19 protein-coding genes are annotated in these 19,024 nt (G+C 71.2%); 7 read left to right on the top strand and 12 right to left on the bottom strand.

Annotation, left to right across the window (positions count from 1 at the left end; all coding sequences use genetic code 11):
- Together E0493_RS21610 and E0493_RS21605 are read right to left on the bottom strand one after the other, a co-directional pair.
- On the bottom strand, positions 1-1,001 hold a 1,001-nt coding region (locus E0493_RS21610), incomplete at its 3' end, for a glycoside hydrolase family 26 protein (RefSeq protein ID WP_160939343.1).
- 557 nt (positions 1,002-1,558) lie between these two features.
- Positions 1,559-2,062 carry a hypothetical protein gene (locus E0493_RS21605; protein WP_160939342.1) on the bottom strand — a complete coding sequence of 168 codons (504 nt, stop codon included), beginning with the start codon at positions 2,060-2,062 and terminating at the stop codon, positions 1,559-1,561.
- 509 nt (positions 2,063-2,571) lie between these two features.
- Here E0493_RS21605 and E0493_RS21600 point away from each other — a divergent pair.
- Positions 2,572-3,468: a dihydrodipicolinate synthase family protein gene (locus E0493_RS21600; protein ID WP_235913949.1), complete on the top strand. Its 897-nt coding sequence runs from the start codon at positions 2,572-2,574 to the stop codon at positions 3,466-3,468.
- A 17-nt stretch (positions 3,469-3,485) separates the two neighbouring features.
- Here E0493_RS21600 and E0493_RS21595 read toward each other — a convergent pair whose 3' ends face one another.
- Both E0493_RS21595 and E0493_RS21590 read right to left on the bottom strand, forming a co-directional pair.
- Positions 3,486-3,932 (bottom strand): thioesterase family protein, encoded by a 447-nt coding sequence (locus E0493_RS21595; protein WP_160939340.1) that lies wholly within the window; start codon positions 3,930-3,932, stop codon positions 3,486-3,488.
- Positions 3,933-4,135: 203 nt separating this feature from the next.
- A complete protein-coding gene (locus E0493_RS21590) occupies positions 4,136-4,948 on the bottom strand; it encodes an IclR family transcriptional regulator (protein WP_160939339.1) in 813 nt (270 codons plus the stop codon).
- A 127-nt stretch (positions 4,949-5,075) separates the two neighbouring features.
- On the opposite strand from E0493_RS21590, the gene E0493_RS21585 reads away from it, so the two are divergent.
- The 5 genes from E0493_RS21585 to E0493_RS21570 all read left to right on the top strand — a co-directional run bounded on the left by E0493_RS21585 (position 5,076) and on the right by E0493_RS21570 (position 8,401).
- A complete protein-coding gene (locus E0493_RS21585; RefSeq protein ID WP_160939338.1) occupies positions 5,076-6,365 on the top strand; it encodes an MFS transporter in 1,290 nt (429 codons plus the stop codon).
- An 18-nt stretch (positions 6,366-6,383) separates the two neighbouring features.
- On the top strand, positions 6,384-7,082 hold the full coding sequence (locus E0493_RS21580) for a polysaccharide deacetylase family protein (protein ID WP_235913948.1): 699 nt from the start codon (positions 6,384-6,386) through the stop codon (positions 7,080-7,082).
- Positions 7,010-7,330 carry a polysaccharide deacetylase family protein gene (locus E0493_RS23605; RefSeq protein WP_235913947.1) on the top strand — a complete coding sequence of 107 codons (321 nt, stop codon included), beginning with the start codon at positions 7,010-7,012 and terminating at the stop codon, positions 7,328-7,330. The genes E0493_RS21580 and E0493_RS23605 overlap by 73 nt, the downstream gene beginning before the upstream one ends.
- 4 nt (positions 7,331-7,334) lie before the next feature.
- Positions 7,335-8,081, top strand: a complete 747-nt coding sequence (locus E0493_RS21575) for an SDR family NAD(P)-dependent oxidoreductase (protein WP_160939337.1) — start codon at positions 7,335-7,337, stop codon at positions 8,079-8,081.
- Positions 8,082-8,236: 155 nt separating this feature from the next.
- Positions 8,237-8,401, top strand: a complete 165-nt coding sequence (locus E0493_RS21570; RefSeq protein WP_235913946.1) for a hypothetical protein — start codon at positions 8,237-8,239, stop codon at positions 8,399-8,401.
- Between the two features lie 7 nt (positions 8,402-8,408).
- Here E0493_RS21570 and E0493_RS21565 read toward each other — a convergent pair whose 3' ends face one another.
- Genes E0493_RS21565 through E0493_RS21535 form a run of 7 tightly spaced genes read right to left on the bottom strand, consistent with a single transcriptional unit; the run spans position 8,409 to position 16,404 of the window.
- Positions 8,409-9,260 (bottom strand): sugar phosphate isomerase/epimerase family protein, encoded by an 852-nt coding sequence (locus tag E0493_RS21565; protein ID WP_160939335.1) that lies wholly within the window; start codon positions 9,258-9,260, stop codon positions 8,409-8,411.
- Positions 9,261-9,264: 4 nt separating this feature from the next.
- Complete coding sequence (locus tag E0493_RS21560; RefSeq protein WP_160939334.1) at positions 9,265-10,431, bottom strand: dihydrodipicolinate synthase family protein; 1,167 nt, start codon at positions 10,429-10,431, stop codon at positions 9,265-9,267.
- Positions 10,432-10,445: 14 nt separating this feature from the next.
- The gene (locus E0493_RS21555; RefSeq protein WP_160939333.1) at positions 10,446-10,883 is read right to left on the bottom strand and encodes a MaoC family dehydratase; all 438 of its coding nucleotides are present in this window, start codon (positions 10,881-10,883) and stop codon (positions 10,446-10,448) included.
- A gap of 4 nt (positions 10,884-10,887) precedes the next feature.
- Complete coding sequence (locus E0493_RS21550; RefSeq protein ID WP_160939332.1) at positions 10,888-12,441, bottom strand: acyl CoA:acetate/3-ketoacid CoA transferase; 1,554 nt, start codon at positions 12,439-12,441, stop codon at positions 10,888-10,890.
- On the bottom strand, positions 12,441-14,498 hold the full coding sequence (locus E0493_RS23600) for an ABC transporter ATP-binding protein (RefSeq protein WP_160939331.1): 2,058 nt from the start codon (positions 14,496-14,498) through the stop codon (positions 12,441-12,443). Before E0493_RS23600 ends, E0493_RS21550 begins: the two co-directional genes overlap by 1 nt.
- Before the next feature lie 29 nt (positions 14,499-14,527).
- Positions 14,528-15,397 (bottom strand): ABC transporter permease, encoded by an 870-nt coding sequence (locus E0493_RS21540; protein ID WP_160939330.1) that lies wholly within the window; start codon positions 15,395-15,397, stop codon positions 14,528-14,530.
- A complete protein-coding gene (locus E0493_RS21535; RefSeq protein WP_160939329.1) occupies positions 15,394-16,404 on the bottom strand; it encodes an ABC transporter permease in 1,011 nt (336 codons plus the stop codon). Before E0493_RS21535 ends, E0493_RS21540 begins: the two co-directional genes overlap by 4 nt.
- A 144-nt stretch (positions 16,405-16,548) precedes the next feature.
- On the opposite strand from E0493_RS21535, the gene E0493_RS21530 reads away from it, so the two are divergent.
- Positions 16,549-17,316, top strand: a complete 768-nt coding sequence (locus tag E0493_RS21530) for an enoyl-CoA hydratase/isomerase family protein (protein ID WP_160939328.1) — start codon at positions 16,549-16,551, stop codon at positions 17,314-17,316.
- A 40-nt stretch (positions 17,317-17,356) separates the two neighbouring features.
- On the opposite strand, the gene E0493_RS21525 is transcribed toward E0493_RS21530, so the two are convergent.
- On the bottom strand, positions 17,357-18,967 hold the full coding sequence (locus tag E0493_RS21525; protein ID WP_160939327.1) for an ABC transporter substrate-binding protein: 1,611 nt from the start codon (positions 18,965-18,967) through the stop codon (positions 17,357-17,359).
- Between the last annotated feature and the right edge of the window lie 57 nt (positions 18,968-19,024).

Genomic DNA, 19,024 nt, shown 5'->3' with positions numbered 1-19,024 from the left:
GGTGCCGTCACCACGGGCGCGGTGGGGACCACCGGGTCATCGGCGCCGGGCGGCTTGCCCGCTGTGGCGTCGCCACCGTTCTGCGTGGGCACGTCCGGCATGGCCTCGGGAGCGGGCACCGGCGCGCTGGACCCGCCGCCGAAATCAGCCCAGGTCATATCGCCCGAGCCCCAGTTCGCGAAGGCGGCCTTGAAGGCGGCGCCGGTATTCGCGTCGGTGCCGTCGGACAGCTTGCCGGGATAGGCGGAGTCGGAGTCCCAGTAGCTCTGCAGGACCACGTTGTGGCTGTCGAACCACTGCTTGGCGAGTTGCACGAAGGGCGCCGCGTTGTTGCCGGTCACGCCCCACTCGGAATAGGCGGTCGGCTTGCCATGCGCGGCGGCGAAGTTCTCCAGCCACTGCAGGCCGTACTTCTCGTCGCGGATCTGGTAGAACGCCTTCGCCGGGTCGCTGCCCTGGTATTCCGGCTTGTAGTAGAAATCCATGCCGATGACATCGACGTACTCGTCGCCGGGATAGATGCTCTCGGGATTGGTGCCGCCGTTCGCGTGGTTGATGTTCCACTCGAACTGGAAGCGGTCGGAGACCTGCTTGAAGGTGCTCGCCATCTGGCGGAAGGCGCCCTTGAACGCCTCCTCCTTGCCGATCGCGTTCCAGAAGAACCAGTCGCCGTTGGCCTCCCAGCCGGTGCGGACCATGATCGGGCCGTCGCCAGGGGTGTTCTTCAGGAGCGCTTCCGCCACCTGCTTGTAATAGGTGTTGTAGGCGCCGCTGGCGGCGGTGCCGAGATTGCCTTCCTTGCTGATGATCGGCACCGACCATTGCACATCGATGCCGGTCGATTTCCACAACCCGGCCTGCCAGCTCGCTGAGGACACATAGTCCGTCCAGTTGGCATAGCCGACAACGCCGTGGACGTAGTCCGGCTTGTCGCCCAGCCAGGAGGAGAACTTGTTCAGGTCAGCCGTGCTGTTGCCGACATAAACGCCGAAAGCGGCCATGGGGGAAGACCTTCTGAGGGAGCTGGGCAGAGGCCCTGGGTTGCTCACTCAAAAGTGAGTGATGGTTGTTAACTGATCGTTACTCGCCTCACGGTTTAGTGAAGAAAAATCTTATTCGCCTATTTGGTGATTTATCCGCTCTGTGAGCCAAAGGATCTCTGGCCCGATCCATGGGCGCGCGCAGAACCGGCCGGCCCCAGGCTCCTGCCCGTCCGCGTTCCTCCAACCACCTGGAGAAGCAAGGAATTTCCCAGGAGCACCCGTATTGGCGTGGGATGGGAGGGTATGCGCCGCGCCAGGGGCGCCTCGGCCTGTTCCCGCCGCCCTTGGGGCCGGGCGCCTCATGGCTGGAGCCAGCCGCGGGGCGCGCGCAGGCGGATTCCGGCCGCCGGCTTCGCGAAGCGCGCTCCGCGCCTCGCACCGCCAGCGCGGATCTCGGCTGTTGTGGAAGCCCTACCGCGCCTGCGGTGAATTCCGCTCCGCCGCCCGCCAGGAGGCGGCCGCGAAGCCGGAGGCAGGCCGGGAGAGGCCCGAGAGGCCGCCGCGGCAGGCGGTGGCTAGAGTTGCGGCCAGATGCCTCTCCGGCCGCCCTCCCGGTCCTGCCGGTTCAACTCGTTGGCCGCCAGGGAGGAGGCGAAGTTCGCCTGCCGCAGGCGCGGGAGGTTGGCCAGGCGCGCCAGCGTCGCCTCGCCGCCGGCGGGGAAGAGGGGCGGCGAAAGGAGGCGCCGCGCCGCCGCCTCGTCACCCGCGCGCAGGGCGCGGGAGGCGGCGTAGAGTGCGTCCACCACCGCCTGCGGCGGTGCTTCAGGCGCGATTCCGGCGGCATTCCTCACCTCCGGAAGGCCACGGCGGAGCTCCACCCCGACGAGCGGCGAGAAGCCCACCCAGCGTGGGCCGGCCGGAATCTCAACCGTGAGGTATTCGTAGTTCGCCACCGCCCGCGCCGCCTCCGCCGGGCGCCCGGCCAGGGCCGCCGGGTTGCCGAAGACGTAGGCGGTGCTGAGGATGGCCGCCCGCGTCGGATCGCCCGCGCCCTCGACCGCATCCGGAGGCAGGCGCACGGACGGGACGGCCGGCGCGTATCCGGCACATCCGCCAGGCAACGGCAGCGCAAGCAGCAGCATCCGCAGGACAGCCCGGCGGCCGGCCGTCCTGCTCGGCCTTGGCTGCGCAACGGCTGGTAGCGTCATTGGCGCCTCGCGGGGTCTGAGATGGTGCGAGCGGCCCCGCGCCAGGGCAGCGCGGTCCCTGCGCCATCCTGCCACGCACGGGCGCAGCAGTCTCGCCCCAAGAAGGGGAACCGGGAGTGCCGGGACGGCCTCGCCGGCATCCGGCCATGGCAGCCGGCGAGGCACTGGAGAGCGGCGCTTCCCAGGGCGCGGAGCAACGATCAGCGCGGCATCCGCCCGGCGGCGCAGTCGGGCACCCCCGGCGCCCGCCTTCCGGGCCGGCCCTTCGCGGGCGCGCGGTTCAGCGATATGACTGTTCTGTCCAGGGGCGGCGCTTGCTCCCCGCGGCGGCACGGCACGACAAGGAGAACCCCATGGCGAGTAGCAGGCTGATACAGTCCTTGACCGGCATCTCCGGGATTCTGGTGGCGCCCTTCGATGCCGGGGACAAGCTCGACACGCGGCGCCTGGCCCCGATCGTTGCCCGTGCCGTGGATGCCGGCGTGCACATCCTGGTGGCGAACGGCAATACCGGCGAGTTCTACGGGCTCACCACCGCCGAGGCCGAGGCCTTCGTCGCCGACTGCGCGCAGATCGTGGCCGGGCGGGCGCCGCTGCTGGCGGGCATCGGCAAGTCCGTGCACGACGCCTGCGCCCTGGCGCGCGCCTCCGCGAAGGCCGGCGCCGACGGGCTGATGATCCACCAGCCGCCGGACCCCTTCGTCTCGCCGCGCGGCATCATCGAATACGTGAAGCGGGTGCAGGACGCGGGCGACGGGTTGCCGATCGTGCTCTATCTCCGCAACGACGCGATCGGCACCGCCAACATCGCCGCGATCTGCTCGCTGGAGGGCGTGGTCGGCGTGAAGTGGGCGACGCCGAACCCGTTGAAGCTGGCCGAGGCGATGGCGGCGAGCCCGGAGCATGTTGTCTGGGTCGGCGGGCTGGCCGAGGTTTGGGCGCCGGCCTTCTACGCGGTGGGCGCGCGCGGCTTCACCTCGGGGCTGATCAACGTCTGGCCGGAGCGTTCAGTGGCGATCCACACGGCGCTGGAGGCGGGCGACTTCGCCGAGGCGCGCCGCCTGATCGCCGGCATGGCGGTGTTCGAGACGGTGCGCGCGCAGGAGATGAACGGCACCAACGTCACCGGCGTGAAGGCGGCGCTGGCGATGATGGGGCAGGACTGCGGCGCGACGCGCCCACCCTCGGCCTGGCCGCTCACCCCGGCGCAATCCGGGATGCTGCGCGGCTTTCTCGCGGAGGTCGGGCTGCTGAAGGCCCCGGCACCCGCGAAGTGACGCGCAGGCGCGGCGGTTCAGCCGCCGCGCTTCAGCCGGAGGCGCTGCGGCGCCCCGCCCCGTGGCGCGGCGGCGAAGGCCGCCCGCACATCCTCCGGCCAGGCGCCGACCTTGCGCCGCTCCAGGTCCACGCAAAGGAAGAGCAGCTCGGATTCGGCGCTCTCCCACCCCTCCCCCGCATGCAGCAGGCGGTGACGCAGCAGCAGGCGCTTGCTGTCGAAATCCAGGATCTCGCTGGTGCCGCCGAAAGGCATGCCTTCCGTCATCTCGCGCCTGTAGGCCACCCAGTTCTCGGCGGCGAAGGTGCCGAGGCCCCGCGCGCGGAAGGCCGGGCCGAGATGGAGCTGCGGCCAGGCGGCATCGGTGAGCAGGTCGAAGGCAACCACATAGTAGGCCAGGTTCATGTGGCCGTAGTGATCGACCCATTCGGGCTTCACGCGGCCGATTTCGGCTGATCTGAACATCGCGCCTGTCCTCTACGCTGGCAGGGCGAGCCGGGGAGAATGAGTTCTCCCCCAGGCCCACACCTCGTTTTTTCTATCAGCTTGGTCGCGTCCGGTGCAGGCGCTCGCGCCGGGGCTGAGGCAGCCCGGCGACGGCCGCCGCGGAACCTCGCCACGGGCGGGTCTGGAAACCTGGCGGAAGCAGGCGTGGGTTCCGGGGGAGTTCACTCTTCCGGGCTTTTGTTCGCCTCGCCATCGGAGCTCCATCTCCCCGGCTGGCTGGCGCGGCTGAGCCCCTGGGCCGCCTCCACCAGCAGCGGCGCGAAGCTGGCCGCGAAGGCCTCCGGTTTCCACTCGCCGAGCGAGCCGGCGATGTGCAGGGCCGCCACCGGCCGGCCATCCGCGCGGGTGATGGCGGCGCCCAGCGTCACCTCCCCCGCCGAGACCTCCTCGACCGCCAGGGCATAGCCCTGCGCGCGCGCGCGCCGCACCTGCTCCAGGATGGCCGCGGGGTCGGTCAGGGTGCGGGGGGTCAGCGCGGCGGGAATGGCGCGGCGGACCAGCGCCTCCGCCTCCTCCGGCGGCAGGGTCGCCAGGATGGCGCGGCCGCCGGCCGTGCTGACCAGCGGCACGCGGCGCCCGACCAGCGAGGACCAGAAGTACTCGCGCCTGCTCTGCTGCCGGATCACGTAGATCAGCGAGGCGCCCTCCCACAGGCTCATGCTGACCCGCTCGCCACAGGAGCGCCGCAGTTCGGCCACGACCGGCATCGCCACCTCCACCAGCGGCGTGGTGCGGAGATAGTGGAAGGCGGTTTCCAGCGCCTGGCGCCCCAGGCTGAAGCGCCGCGTGCGCGCATCCTTCTCCAGGTAGCCAAGGCGCCAGAGAGTGTGGCTGAAGCGCTGGGCGGCACTCTTGTCGAGGCCGGAGGCGGCGGCGATCTCGCCCAGGCTCATCGCACCGGGGCCTTCGCGCACGGCATGCAGCACGCGGAAGGCCTTCTCGACCGAGCCCACCAGCAGGGCATCCTCAGGCATGGCTTCCGGCTCTCTCCTGCGGCGCGCTTGACAGATTCGCGGCATATTGCCGTATAATTTTTGATATCACAATGTGATACGGCGGCCCGGGCCCGGGGGTCCTTTCCGCCCTTAGAAAGGGACGCGCATGTCAGGACGCAGCAACACCGCCGTAGGGGCAGCCGACAACCTGACCGCCGGCAAGGCCGTCGGCGCCGCCGTGATCGGCAACGTGCTGGAATGGTACGACTTCTCCGTCTATGCCTATCTGGCGACCATCCTCTCGCACCAGTTCTTCCACAGCGAGAACCCCACCTCCGCCCTGCTCGCCACCTTCGCCGCCTTCGGCATCGGCTTCGTGGTGCGGCCCCTGGGCGGCATCCTGATCGGGCGGATGGGCGACACGCATGGGCGCAAGGCGGCGCTGCTGCTGACCATCTTCATGATGGCCTTCGGCACCGTGGCGATCGGCCTGCTGCCGACCTATGAGACCATCGGCATCCTGTCGCCGATCCTGCTGGTGGTCTGCCGCCTGGCGCAGGGCTTCGCGGCGGGCGGCGAATGGGGCGGCTCCACCGCCTTCATCGTCGAGTGGGCACCGAAGAACCGGCGCGGCTTCTTCGGCAGCTTCCAGCAGGCGAGCGTCGCCGGCGGGCTGCTGCTCGGCTCGGCGGTCGCCGCAATCTGCAGCAGCGTGTTTTCCGCCGGGACGATGGAAGCCTGGGGCTGGCGCATTCCCTTCCTGCTCGGCGGCCTGCTGATCCCGCTCGGCATCTACATGCGCCGCAACATCGAGGAGACGCCGGCCTATCGCGAGGCGGTGGCCGAGAAGGCGCCGGCCGCGCGCGAGGCAGGCAACTGGACGCTCGCCGGCCGCGCCTTCGGCTTCACCATCCTCTGGACCGTCTCCTACTACGTGATGCTCAACTACATGCCGACCTTCACCCAGCAGCATGCGGGGCTGAGCCGGACGGCGGCGCTGTGGTCGAACACGCTGGGCCTCGTCGTGCTGGTGGTCGCGGTGCCGCTGATGGGCATGCTGTCGGACCGCATCGGCCGCAAGCCGCTGCTGCTCGGCTGCTGCATCGCCTTCATCCTGCTGACCTACCCGCTGTTCGTGCTGCTGCTCTCGGGCGGCGGGCTCGGCACCGTCATCCTGGTGCAGATCATCTTCGCGGTGATGATCGCCGCCTTCTCCGGTCCCGGCCCGGCGGCGATCTCGGAGATCTTCCCGACCGCCTCGCGCTCCACCTACATGTCCACCGGCTACAGCCTGGCGGTGGCGATCTTTGGCGGCTTCGCGCCCTACATCGCCACCTGGCTGATCGCCACCACCGGCTCGCCGCTCTCGCCGACCTATTACCTGATCGGGGCGGCCATCCTCTCCACCCTGGTCATCCTCCGGCTGCGCGAGACCGCGCATTCGGACCTGCGCTGACCTGAAAGGACCCCGGCCATGACCCAGGACAATCCCAGCGACCCCTCCCGGATGGAACCCTGGCAGTGGCCGGACCGGCACTGGCAGGGGCTGATCCGTCAGGTGCGTGCCGGCCGCCCGCTGCGGCCGCGGCAGTGGCCGGGCGGCGCGCGCTGCGCCGTAGCCCTCTCCTTCGACAGCGACCATGAGACCAACGAGCTGCGCGAGGGCGGCAAGTCGATCGGCCGCATGGCCTGGGGGCAGTACGGCAACCGCGTCGGCGTGCCACGCATCGCGAAGCTGCTGGACCGGCACGGCATCCGCGCCACCTTCTACGTGCCGGCCGTGGCCGCCCTCACCTATCCGGACGAGCAGCGCGGGCTGGTGGCCGCCGGGCACGAGATCGGCATCCATGGCTGGATCCATGAGCTCAACTCGGTGCTGCCCTATGAGGCGGAGCGGGACCTGATGTTCCGCGCCACCGACGCGCTGGAGCGGATCACCGGCGCGCGGCCGGTCGGGCTGCGCACGCCGTCCTGGGACTTCAGCCCGAACACGCTGCGCATCGAGCGGGAGCTGGGGCTGCTCTACGACTCCTCGCTGATGGCCGACGAGGACTGCTACGAGCTGGAAATGGNGCCGACGAGGACTGCTACGAGCTGGAAATGGAGGGCGAGCCGACCGGCATCGTCGAGCTGCCGGTGGAGTGGGTGCGCGACGACGCGGTGTACTTCATGATGCACCGCTTCCAGTCGTTGCGGCCCTACACGCCGCCGGAGGACGTGCTGAACATCTTTCGCCGCGAGTTCGACGCCGCCCATGCCGAGGGCGGCATCTTTCAGCTCACCTGCCACCCGCACATCATCGGCTACCGCTCGCGCATCTGGATCCTGGAGGCGCTGATCGCGCACGCCAAGGCCAAGGGCGACGTGTGGTTCGCCACCCATGCCGAGGTCGCCGCCTATGCGCGCGACAACGCGGCCTGAGACGATGAAGTTCGAATTCGCGGAGCAAACCGTTCTCGTCACCGGCGCGGCGCGCGGCATCGGGCGCGGCATCGTCGAGGGCTTTGCCGCCAGCGGCGCGCGGGTGGTGGCCACCGACGTGCTGGCCGAGCCGCTGGAGCGGATGGCGCACGAGGTCGGCGGCCAGGTGGAAGCCCGGCGGCTCGACGTCACCGACGGCGCGGCGGTCGCGGCGCTGGTGCGGGCGGTGGAGCCGGTGGACGTGCTGGTGCATGTCGCCGGCGGCGTGCTGGGCCAGGCGCGCAAGCCGCTGGAGGACATCACCGACGCCGACTGGGACGCCATCATGGACGTCAACCTGCGCGGCGCCTTCCATGCCTGCCGTGCGGTGGCGCCGGGGATGAAGCAACGGCGCGCCGGGCGCATCGTGGTCATCTCCAGCGGCGCGGGGCTGGGGGTCAGCCTGACCGGCATCCATGCCTATGGTACGGCCAAGACGGCGCAGATCGGCTTTGTCCGGCAAATCTCGGCCGAACTCGGACCCTATGGCATCACGGTGAACGCGGTGGCGCCGGGCTTCCTGCGCACCAGCCCGGACTACGAGCGGCAATGGGCCTCCTACGGCGCCGAGGGGCAGCAGGCGATGCTCGGCCGCATCGCGATGCGGCGCTTGGGCGAGCCGGCGGACATCGCCCATGCCGTGCTCTTCCTGGCCTCGAAGGAGACCTCCTGGATCACCGGCCAGGTGCTGCCCGTCACCGGCGGCAGCTGAGGCGCCTTCCGGCCGGTTGCGGGCGCAACCTTCGGGGCCGCGTTCGCAACCAATGTCCCTTGGGCGGCCTTGTAGTCCCGGCGGATGGCGATCCCGCCATCGCATGGCCGCTGGGGGGGTGCATGACCAATCCGTGGACGAAGAAGAACCCGCTGATGAGCATGTGGCTGAGCGGCGCCAATGCCTGGGCGGGCGCCGCGCGGAGCTTCTGGACCGCCGAGGCCGGGCGGCAGCAGGCCACGGCGACGCGCCAGATGATGGAGCTGTGGGCACCCCCGGCGGCGGCGAAGAAGAAGCGGGCGCGACGCAAGGCACGCTGACGCCGCTTCAGCAGACGCTCCCCAGCCGCGCCGCGCAGGTGGCGAGGGTTTCCTCCATCGGCCGGCGCCACCAGTCCTGCGCCGAGAAGATCTCGACCTCCACCAGCCCGTCATAGCCCGTGGCCTCGACGGCGGCGCGGATGCCGCGGATGTCGATGACGCCGTCGCCCATCATGCCGCGGTCGAGCAGCACGTCGCGCGTCGGCACCAGCCAGTCGCAGACATGGAAGGCGGCGATGCGGTCATGCCGGGCGGCGCGCCGCAGCTCGCGCGGCAGGGCGGCATCCCACCAGAGGTGATAGACGTCGGCGGCGACGCCGAGGCCGCCGCGCGCCTCCGGGTCCAGCGCGTCGCAAAGGTCGAGCGCCTCGCCGAGGGTGCAGAGGCAGGAGCGGTCGGCGGCATAGACGGGGTGCAGCGGTTCCAGCGCCAGGGTGACGCCAAGCTGCCGCGCCTCCTCCAGCAACGCGCCGACGCCGTCGCGCAACTGCCCGCGGGCGGCGGCGAGGTCGCGCGAACCGGGCGGCAGGCCGCCGGCCACCAGCACGAAGCAGCGGGCGCCGAGGGTGGCCGCGTCGCGCAGGGCACGGCGGTTCTCCTCCACCGCCGCACGCGCGGCTTCCGGCGTGGCGGCGGGAAAGGCGCTGCTGCGGCAATAGCCGGAGACGGCCAGCCCGGCATCGCGGATCCGCCGCGCCACGGCGGCGACATCCTCTCCTTCCAGGTCGCGCCGCCAGGGAGCGATGCCGCCGAAGCCCTGGTGCGCCACCGCCTCGATCACCGCGCCGATCGGCGCCGAGTGGCCGAGGGTGGCGGTGTTGATGGCGCAGAGGTCCGGCCGGCCGGCGAGATCGCGCACGCGCTCAGCCCCCGACGCCGTAGAGCGCCAGCAGGCGCCGCATCCGCGCCGCCGCCATCTCCGGGTCGCGCAGCAGGCCGGCGGCGTCGGCCATGCGGAAGATGTCGGTGAAGTAGGCGAGCGGGCGCATGGATTGCTGGCCGCCGACCATGATGAAATGCTCCTGATGGCCATTGAGGTAGGCCAGGAAGACCACGCCGGTCTTGTAGAACTGCGTGGGCGCGCCGAAGATCCGCCGCGAGAGCGGCACGGTCGGCTCCAGGATGGCGTGGAAGCGCGCGGTGTCGCCCTCCGCCAGCGCCGCGAGCGCCAGGGAGGCGGCGGGGGCGATGGCGTCGAAGATGCCGAGCAGCGCGTCGGAATGGCCTTCGGCGTCGCCGGCGATCAGCGCGGGATAGTTGAAGTCGTCGCCGGTGTACATCCGCACGCCGGCCGGCAGCAGGCGGCGCATCCGCACCTCCTTCGCGTCGTCCAGCAGCGAGATCTTGATGCCGTCGATGCGGTCGCGGTTCTCCTCGATGATCTCCAGGCAGGTGCGCAGCGCGCCGTCGAAACCGTCATGCCCCCAGTAGCCGGCGAGGGCGGGGTCGAACATGTCGCCCAGCCAGTGCAGGATCACCGGCGCCTCTGCGGCGGACAGCACGCGGCGATAGACCGTGCGGTAGTCTTCCGGCGAGCGGGCGACGCGCGCCAGGGCGCGGCTGGCCATCATGATGAGCCGGCCGCCGAGCGACTGGATGGCCTCAAGCTGCTCCATGTAGGCGCGCAGCACGTCGTCCACGCCGCGCGCGTCGCGCGGGTCGAGCTGGTCGGTGCCGCAGCCGGAAGCGATGCGGATGCCGGGGATGTCGCGCGTCTCGCGCATGCTGCGGGTGATCAGCTCGCGCGCGGCGGGCCAGTCCAGCCCCATGCCGCGCTGCGCGGTGTCCATCGCCTCGGCGATGCCGAGCCCGAGCCCGGCGAGGTGCCGCCGGTAGGCGATGGTGCGCTCCCAGTCGATGGTCGCTCCGGCATGCGGCGATGTCTCGGCGAAGGGATCGGCCACCACATGCGCCGCCGAATAGGCGATGCGGTTGAAGCGCGCGCCGGGCGCCGGGGCCGGCAGGGCGCGGCCCTGCAGGCGATAGGATTGCAGGCTGCCGCCAGCCACGGGCAAAAGAATCTCGGTCATCGTCGCGTTCTCCCTCAGCCCTCGACCCAGCGCAGGATATGCGTGCCAGTGAGGCAGAGCCGGCCGTCCTGGTTCACCACCTCGAAGCGGGAGCGGGTGCGGCCGGGGGATTCCTCCACTTCCTCGACGGTATAGCGCACGGTCAGCGCATCCCCCGCGAAGACCGGATGGGTGAAGCGGATGCGGTCGTAGCCCGCCGAGACCGGGGTGCCGGCGCAGCCGCGCTCCACCGCGCGGCGCGACATCAGCGAGGAGGCGGCGGAAACCAGCGCCATGACATGCGCGCCATGCGCGATGCAGCGGCCGAAGGCCGTGGTGCGGGCGAAGTCCTCGTCCACATGCACGGGATCGTGGTCGCCGCTCAGCTCGGCGAAGGCGCGGATGTCGGCGGCGGAGATGGCGCGGTGGAACTCCACCTGGTCGCCGGCGGCGAGGCGGGTGACGCTGTCCATCGCGCTATTCCGCCGCCTGCAACTCTTCGAGGCGCGCGAGCGCGGCGCGCTGGCGGCGGCCCGGCAGGCGATGGGCCAACCCCATGGGACCATCCTCGAAGAGCGCAGCCTCCATCGTCCGCAGTTCGGGCGAGACGCGCGGGCGGAAGCCCATGACGCCGAGCACGTCACGCTCCAGGTCCAGCCCCGGCGCGATCTCGACCAGCTCCGGCCCCGCATCGCCGAGGCGGAACACGGCGCGCTCGGTGACGTAGAGCACGGGCTGGCCGCGCTCCCGCGCGAAGCGGCCGGAGAAGGTCACCTGCTCCACCTGCCGCACCGCCTTGGGCGCGCCATTGGCGGTCAGCGTGCCGCCGAAGATCACCGCCTTGGCGCCCTGGCTGATGTTGACGAAGCCGCCCGGCCCGACGATGCGGCCGCCGAAGCGCGAGACGTTGACGTTGCCCTCCGCGTCGAACTCGGCGAAGGAGAGGAAGGCGAGGTCGAGCCCGCCGCCGTCGTAGAAGTCGAATTGGTAGGGCTGGTCCACCTGCGCGTCGGGCGAGCGGGCGGCGCCGGCCTCGTTGCCGCTGGCCGGCGCGCCGCCGATATTGCCCTGCTCGTTGGTCAGGCAGACGCGGCGCAGCACCCCCTCCTCCGCCGCCACATTGGCGATGCCGGTGGAGATGCCGGAGCCGAGATTGCAGATGGCGCCTTCGAACAGTTCCATCGTGCCGCGGCGGGCGACGATCCGGCGCGGGCCGGCCGGCAGGCGCGGGATCTCCTCCAGCGCCACGCGAAGGTGGCCGGAATAGGCCGGGCTGTCCTGCGTCTCGTAGGTCTGCCACTGGTCCGGCACATGCACCAGCGCGTCCACCAGGATGCCGGGCACCTTGACCATCTTCGGGTGCAGCGAGCCGCGCGGCACGATGGTCTTGACCTGCGCGATCACCAGCCCGCCGGAGCGCCGCGCCGCCTGGGCGATGCTCAGCATCTCCAGCGTGACGGCCTCGTGCTCCATGGAGATGTTGCCATCCTCGTCGGCGGCGGAACCGCGCACCAGCGCCACATCCACCTTGAAGGGGCGGTAGAACAGGTATTCCTGGCCCTGGAACTCGACCAGCTCGACCAGGTCCTCGGTCGCGCAGCGACTCTGCCGCCCGCCGCCGAGGCGCGGATCGACGAAGCTGTGCAGGCCGATGCGCGTCAGCAGGCCGGGGCGCCCCGCCGCCATCTCGCGCATGAGCTGGGAGAGCGAGCCCTGCGGCAGCGTATAGGCCTCGATCTTCTCGTCCAGCGCCAGCCGCGCGATGCCCGGGCTGTTGACGAAGGTGCCGGAGACGACGCGCTTTAGCAGCCCTTCCTGCGCCAGGTGGCCGGCGCCGCGCGTCTTGCCGTCGCCGAGGCCGACCGGATGCAGGGCGGTGATGCCGCGCGGCGCGCCGGTCTCGCGGAACCGCTCGCCAAGGGCGGCCAGCAGCGCGTCGGGCACCGCATGTCCGCCGCCGGACCCACCGATCAGCAGCGTGTCGCCGTCCTGAACCAGCCGGGCGGCTTCCGCTGCACGCATGCGCCTCATCACACGGTCTCCAGTGTTGCTGTGGTGCGGGGCGCGAAGGCCCCGGGGAAATGGCAGGCCACGCGGCGGCCGCCGCCAAGATCGGCCAGCGGCGGCGGCGCCTCACATTCGGTGCGCGCCACCGGGCAGCGCGCGCGGAAGGCGCAGCCGGTGGGCAGGCGCAGCGTGGAGGGCGGCTCGCCGCCCAGCACCACGCGCTGCCGCCCGGGCTCCGGGATCGCGCTGGTCAGCGCCACCGTGTAGGGGTGCAGCGGCTCCGAGAGCACCGCGTCCGCCGGTCCCTCCTCGACGATGCGGCCGAGATACATCACGGCCACGCGGTCGCAGAAGGCGCGCACCACGGCCAGGTCATGCGCGATGAACAGGTAGGAGAGGCCAAGCCGCGCGCGCAGGTCGAGCATCAGGTTCAGCACCTGCGCCTGCACATTGACGTCGAGCGCGGAGACCGGCTCGTCCGCCACCACCACGGAGGGATCGAGCGCCAGGGCGCGGGCGATCGAGATGCGCTGCCGCTGGCCGCCGGAGAACTCGTGCGGATATCGCGTGGCGAAGGCGGGCTTCAGGCCGACGGTGGCGAGCAGTTCCGCCACCCGCTCCGCCGCCGCCCGCCGCGAGCCCACGCGGCCATGCGCCAGCAGCGGCTCGGCCAGGATGTCGCCCACCGCCATGCGCGGGTTCAGCGAGGCATAGGGGTCCTGGAACACCATCTGCAGGCGCGGGCGCAGCGGCCGCAGATCGGCGGCCGAGGCATGGGTGATGTCGCGCCCCTCGAAGCGGACGCGGCCGCCGGTGGGCTGGTGCAGCCGCGTCAGCAGCCGGGCCAGGGTGGACTTGCCGCAGCCGCTCTCGCCGACGATGCCGAGGCTTTCGCGCCGGTGCAGGGCGATGTCCACGCCGTTCACCGCGTGCACCGCCTCGCGCGGCCCGAACCAGGAGCGGCGCGGCAAGGGGAAATGCTTCTCCACCCCCTGCGCCTCCAGCAACGGCGCCTCGGCCATGCGCGGCGCCTCGGCGGCGGGGGCGGCGGGCACGGTGGGCGGCGGCAGGCTGCGGCCGTCGGCGGTGACCCAGCAGCGGGCGCGACGGCCCGGCGCCACCTCCAGCAGCGACGGGCGCTCCTGCCGGCAGCGGCTGATGCGGAAGGGGCAGCGCGGCTCGAAGCGGCAGCCCGGCGGCGGGTTCAGCGCGTCGGGCGGCGTGCCCTCGATGCTGGTCAGCCGCGCGCCGGCGGGGCTGTCGAGGCGCGGCACGGCGTTGATCAGCGCCCAGGAATAGGGGTGGCGCGGGTCGGCCAGCACGGCCTCGGTCGCCGCCTCCTCCACCACCTCGCCGGCATACATCACCGCGACGCGGCGGCAGACCGTGCCGATCACGCCGAGGTCGTGGCTGATCAGCACGATAGCGGTGCCGAACTCCTCGTTCAGGCCGCGCAGCAGGTCGAGGATCTGCGCCTGGATGGTGACGTCGAGCGCGGTGGTCGGCTCGTCGGCGATCAGCAGCGCCGGATCGTTGGCGACGCCGATCGCCATCATCACCCGCTGCCGCATGCCGCCGGAGAATTCGTGCGGGAAGGCGCCGGCGGCGCGCTCGGGCGCCGCCACGCCCATGCGGCGCAGCAGCTCGACGCCGCGCCTGCGCGCCGCCGCCGGCTTCATGCGGCCATGCGAGACGATGTGCTCCGTCACCTGCCGCAGGATGCGCAGCACCGGGTTCAGCCCGGTCATCGGGTCCTGGAACACCATCGCCGCGCGGTCGCCGCGCCAGTCCGAGAGTTCCGAGCGGGACATGGCCAGCACGTCGCGGTCCTGGAAGCGGATGCTGCCGCCGACGATGCGCGCCGGCTCCTCCAGCAGCCGCAGCAGCGAAAGCGCCGTCACGCTCTTGCCCGAGCCGCTCTCGCCGACGATGCCGAGCGTCTCGCCCGCGCCGACGCGGAAGGAAACGCCGTCCACCGCGTGCACCGGCCCGTCATCGGTCATGAAGACGGTGTGCAGGTCGCGCACCTCCAGCACAGGCGGCGCGTCAGGAGGGGGGCTGGGCGGGGCGGAACCGTCCATGGGCGGGGATGTCCTTTCCGTGGGCGGGGTCACCGGCTGCGGCCCTTGGGGTCGAGCCAGTCGCGCAGCCCGTCGCCGCAGAAGTTGAAGCCGACGACAACGGTGAGGATGGCGAGGCCGGGGAAGGTCGCGACCCACCACTGCTCCACCAGCTCGCGTCCCTCGGCGACCATCGAGCCCCATTCGGGCGTCGGCGGAATGACGCCGAGGCCGAGGAAGGAGAGGCCGGCGAAGGTCAGGATGGCGTTGCCGAGGTCAAGCGTGATGAGCACAGCGAGCGGGCCGAGCGTGTTGGGCAGGATATGGCGCGCCAGGATGCGGCGCGGCTTGAGGCCGAGCACCGTGGCGGCCTCGACATATTCCTGGCTGCGCTGCACCAGCGCCAGGGCGCGCGCCAGGCGGGCGAATTTCGGCCACCATACCACCAGCATGGCGAGGATGGTGTTCACCGGCCCGATGCCCAGGGCGGCGGCGATGGCCAGCGCCAGGATGATCGGCGGAAAGCACAGCACGAGGTCGGTGAGGCGCATCAGCGCCTCGTCCCACCAGCCGCGCGCCCAGGCGGCGACGATGCCGACCAGCGTGCCGAACGCCGCGCCCAGCAGCACCACGGTGAAGCCCGCGAAGAGCGAAAGCCGGGCGCCGTGCAGCAGGCGCGAGAAGACGTCCCGCCCCAGGGTGTCCGTGCCCATCCAGTGCGCCGCGGAGGGCGGCAGGAGGCGGCTGGTGACGTCCACCGCATCCGGCGGATAGGGCGCGATCCAGGGCGCCAGCAGCGCCACCAGGATCCAGGCCAGCACGATGGCGCCGCCGAGCCAGGCGGGACCGTAGCGGCGCAGCCGGCGGCGCAGGCGCGAGCGGGCGGGGGGCAGCGCCAGAGGGGCGGTGGAGACGCTCATCGGCGCACCCGCGGGTCGAGAATGGCGTAGGACAGATCAACGAGCAGGTTGACCAGCAGGTAGGTGACCGAGACCACCAGCGTGATGCCGACGATGGCCGGAAAATCGAGCGCCGCCGCCGAGCGGAAGGTGTAGCGGCCGAGGCCGGGCCAGCTGAACACCGTTTCCGTCATCACCGCGCCGGCCAGCAGGTTGGCATAGGCGAGGCCGCCCAGCGTCACCACCGGCACCAGGGCATTGGGCAGCGCATGGCGCAGCACCACGACCCGCTCCCGCATGCCCTTGGCGCGGGACACCCGCACATAGTCCTGCTGCAGGCTGTCCAGCATGGCGGCGCGGGTGGTGCGGGTGATCAGCCCGACCGTCGCCGCCGCCAGCACGATGGAGGGCAGCACCAGATGCGCCGCCGCGTCCCAGAAGGTCTCCCAGTCCTGCTGCCAGAGCGCGTCGAACAGGAAGAAGCCGGTGGGACCTTCCGGCGGGAAGGCGATGGGGTCGAGCCGGCCCGGGCCGGGCGCCCATTCCAGGCCGCCGTAGAAGATCGCCAGCATGATGAAGGCGAGCCAGAAGGTGGGCGCCGAGACGCCGAGCAGCGAGACGGCCCGCGCCAGCGAGTCCACCCAGCCGTCCCGCCAGACCGCGGCGGCGATGCCGAGCGGGAGGCCGACGAACAGCGAAAGCAGGAAGGCGACGGTGGACAGCTCGATGGTGGCGGGCGCGTATTGCAGGATGTCGTCCAGCACCGGGCGGCGCGTGGCGATGGAAATCCCGAGGTCGCCATGCACGAGCCCCTGCAGGAAGATGCCGTAGCGCTCCCACAGCGGCAGGTCGAGCCCCCATTTGGCGCGCCAGCGCGCGACGGTCGCCGGATCGCTCGCGGCGATGTCGCCCAGCTGCGCCAGCACCGGATCGCCCGGCACCAGGTTGGCGATCAGAAAGATGACGGCACTGGCCAGGAGCGCCATGATCGCGGCGGTGACGAGCCGCTGGGCGATGTAGCGTGGCATCGGCCCGATCCTCCCTGCCCTGACTTATCGTTGCAGCGATTCATGTCGCATTGGAACGTTATCATCAAGCCCCAAGGTGGACTTCGCCGGCGAATCGTTGGAACGTTATAATCACGACAGATTCTGAAGAAGGGGAGGAAGGACATGCAGGGCAGCGTGCGCATGACGGTCGCCGATGGCGTGGCGGAAATCGTCCTCGACCGTGCCGCGAAGCACAATGCGGTGACGCCGGCGATGGCGCGGGAGCTGGCCGGCCACGCCCGGTCGCTGGAGGAGGATGACGCGGTGCGCGCGGTGCTGCTGCGCGGCGAGGGCGAGCGCGCCTTCTGCTCGGGCAGCGACCTCAACGCGCTGGCGGCCTACCCCTCGGCCTGGCATTTCCGCAACCGGGTGGAATACGCCACCGTGGTGCGCGACATCCGCAAGCCAGTGGTGGCCGCGCTGCAGGGCTGGACGCTGGGCGGCGGCGCGGAGATGGCGCTGGGCGCCGACATCCGCATCGCCGCGGAAACCACGCGCATCGGCTTTCCCGAGGTGCAGCGTGGCTGGGTGGGCGGCGGCGGCGCCTCGCAGCTGCTGCCGCGGCTGATCGGCCATGCGGCGGCGACGCGCCTGCTGATGCTGGGGGAGCAGGTGGAGGCCGCGGAGGCGCTGCGCCTGGGCATGGTCCACCGCGTGGTGGCGCCGGCGGCGCTGCTGGAGGCGGCACGGGCGGCGGCGCGGCAGCTCGCGGGCTACAGCCCGGTGGCCGTGCAATCGGTGAAGGCGGCGCTGCGCGCGGCCATGGAGGCGCCGCTCAGCGCCGGGTTGCGCTACGAGAACGAGATGAACGTTCTCTGCTTCAGCGCCGGCGACCACCTGGAAGGCATCCGTGCCTTCAACGAGAAGCGCTCCGCGGATTTCGCCCGCTGAAAGGGCCGGGCGGCGGGCCTCCCGCCGCCCCTCCCCCGCCTCAGGCCAGGGTGACGCCGCCCATGTTGAGCTGCCAGCCCGCGGCGGTGAGCGGAAAGTCCTTGATGCTCTTGCGCACGCCGATCTGGTAGGTCGGCTGGAACAGGACGAAGTGGTTGGCCTGGTCCACCACCTTCTTCTGCCACTCGATCCAGAGGCGCGCGGCCTCCTTCGGGTCCTCGGTCTCCGAGGCCTGCTTCACCAGCGCCGGCATCTCCGGCGGCACCTCCCAGCTGACGCGCTTGGCGACCCGCTCCACCACCGCCGAGGCCCAGAGATCGTTGGACACGGCTGGCGGGTTCCAGAAGGTGAGCACCGCGCCCTGCATCTTGCCGGTGGTGTACATGGTGCGCAGGTTCACCTGGTCCATCGGCGCCAGCCTGGCGCGGATGCCGACGCGGGCGAGGTCGGACTGCACCTTCTGCGCCAGCACCTGGTATGGCACGCCGGCCACCACGGCGTTGCCATAGGCCAGCTCGAACTCGAAGCCCTCGCCCAGGCCGGCGGATTGCAGCAGGCTGCGGGCCTTGTCGAGGTCCTGATGGAAGCCGACCTCGCGTGCGATCTCCGGCGTGCTGCCGAGCACGCCGATGGGCAGGAAATGCGCCGGGCGGGTGCCGGCGCCGCCGAGCAGGCTGCCCAGGATGCCGTCATAGTCGATGGCGTAGCCGATGGCGTGGCGCGCCTCCTTCTTCGCCAGGGCGGGATTGGCGGCGGGGCTTTGCGTCACCGCCATGTAGACGAAATCGAGGCTCGGCAGCTGTTCGATGCGGACGTTCGGCTCGTCCTGCAGCCCCTTGATGTGCTCGGGGATCAGGTTGAAGGCCGCATGCACGTCGCCGCGGCGCAGCGCCAGGAGCTGGGCCGCGCTGTCGGACAGGTGGCGGATGATCACCCGTTCGAAATCGGCCGGGCCGTGCCAGGAATGCGGGTTGCGCTGCAGCGCGATCTGCGTGTTGCGCTCCCAGCGCACCAGGCGGTAGGGGCCGGTGCCGGCGCTGTGCTCGTTCAGCCACTCGGTCGCCTTGTCCTTCTCGCGCGCCTCCGCCGTCGCCACCGCGCCGTTCTTCACCAGCACGGCCTTCTCCATGATGGCGCAGCCGGGGTTGCAGAGGATCGGCAGGATCGGCGCCTTGGGCGCGTTCATGATCAGGTCGACGGTCCGCTCGTCCACCACCTCCGCCCGGTCCACCGACTTGATGTAGACCTGCGTCTGCTCGTGCATGTTGATCAGCCGGTCGAAGCTGAACTTCACGTCCTCGGCGGTGAGCGGCGCGCCGCTGGCGAACTTCACGCCCTCCCGCAGGGTGAAGCGCCAGCCATCGCCGCCGGGCCGGCGCTCCCACTTCGTCGCCAGGCAGGGCTTGGGGTTCACGTAGTCGCCGGGCTCGAAGGTGAGCAGCGTGTCGTAGCAGGCGGCCAGCGTCAGCGGCGGCGTGTATTGCGCCTGGCGGACGGGATCGAAGGTGACGGTGTCGCTGGTGTCGAGGCCGATCACCAGCGTTTCGCGCCGGCCCTGGGCCTGCGCGATCCCTGGCAGGAACGGCAGGGTTGCCGCGCCGCCGGCCAGCAGGCGCGCGAGGTCACGGCGGGTGATGTTGATTATTGGCATGGACTTTTCCTCCCACGCGAAGGAAGCTACCAGCAAGATCGGAACGTTCCAATCGTT

This window comes from Teichococcus coralli (assembly GCF_009829925.1).
Classification (GTDB): Bacteria; Pseudomonadota; Alphaproteobacteria; order Acetobacterales; family Acetobacteraceae; genus Pseudoroseomonas; species Pseudoroseomonas coralli.
This window is presented reverse-complemented; position numbering and strand designations above follow the sequence as displayed.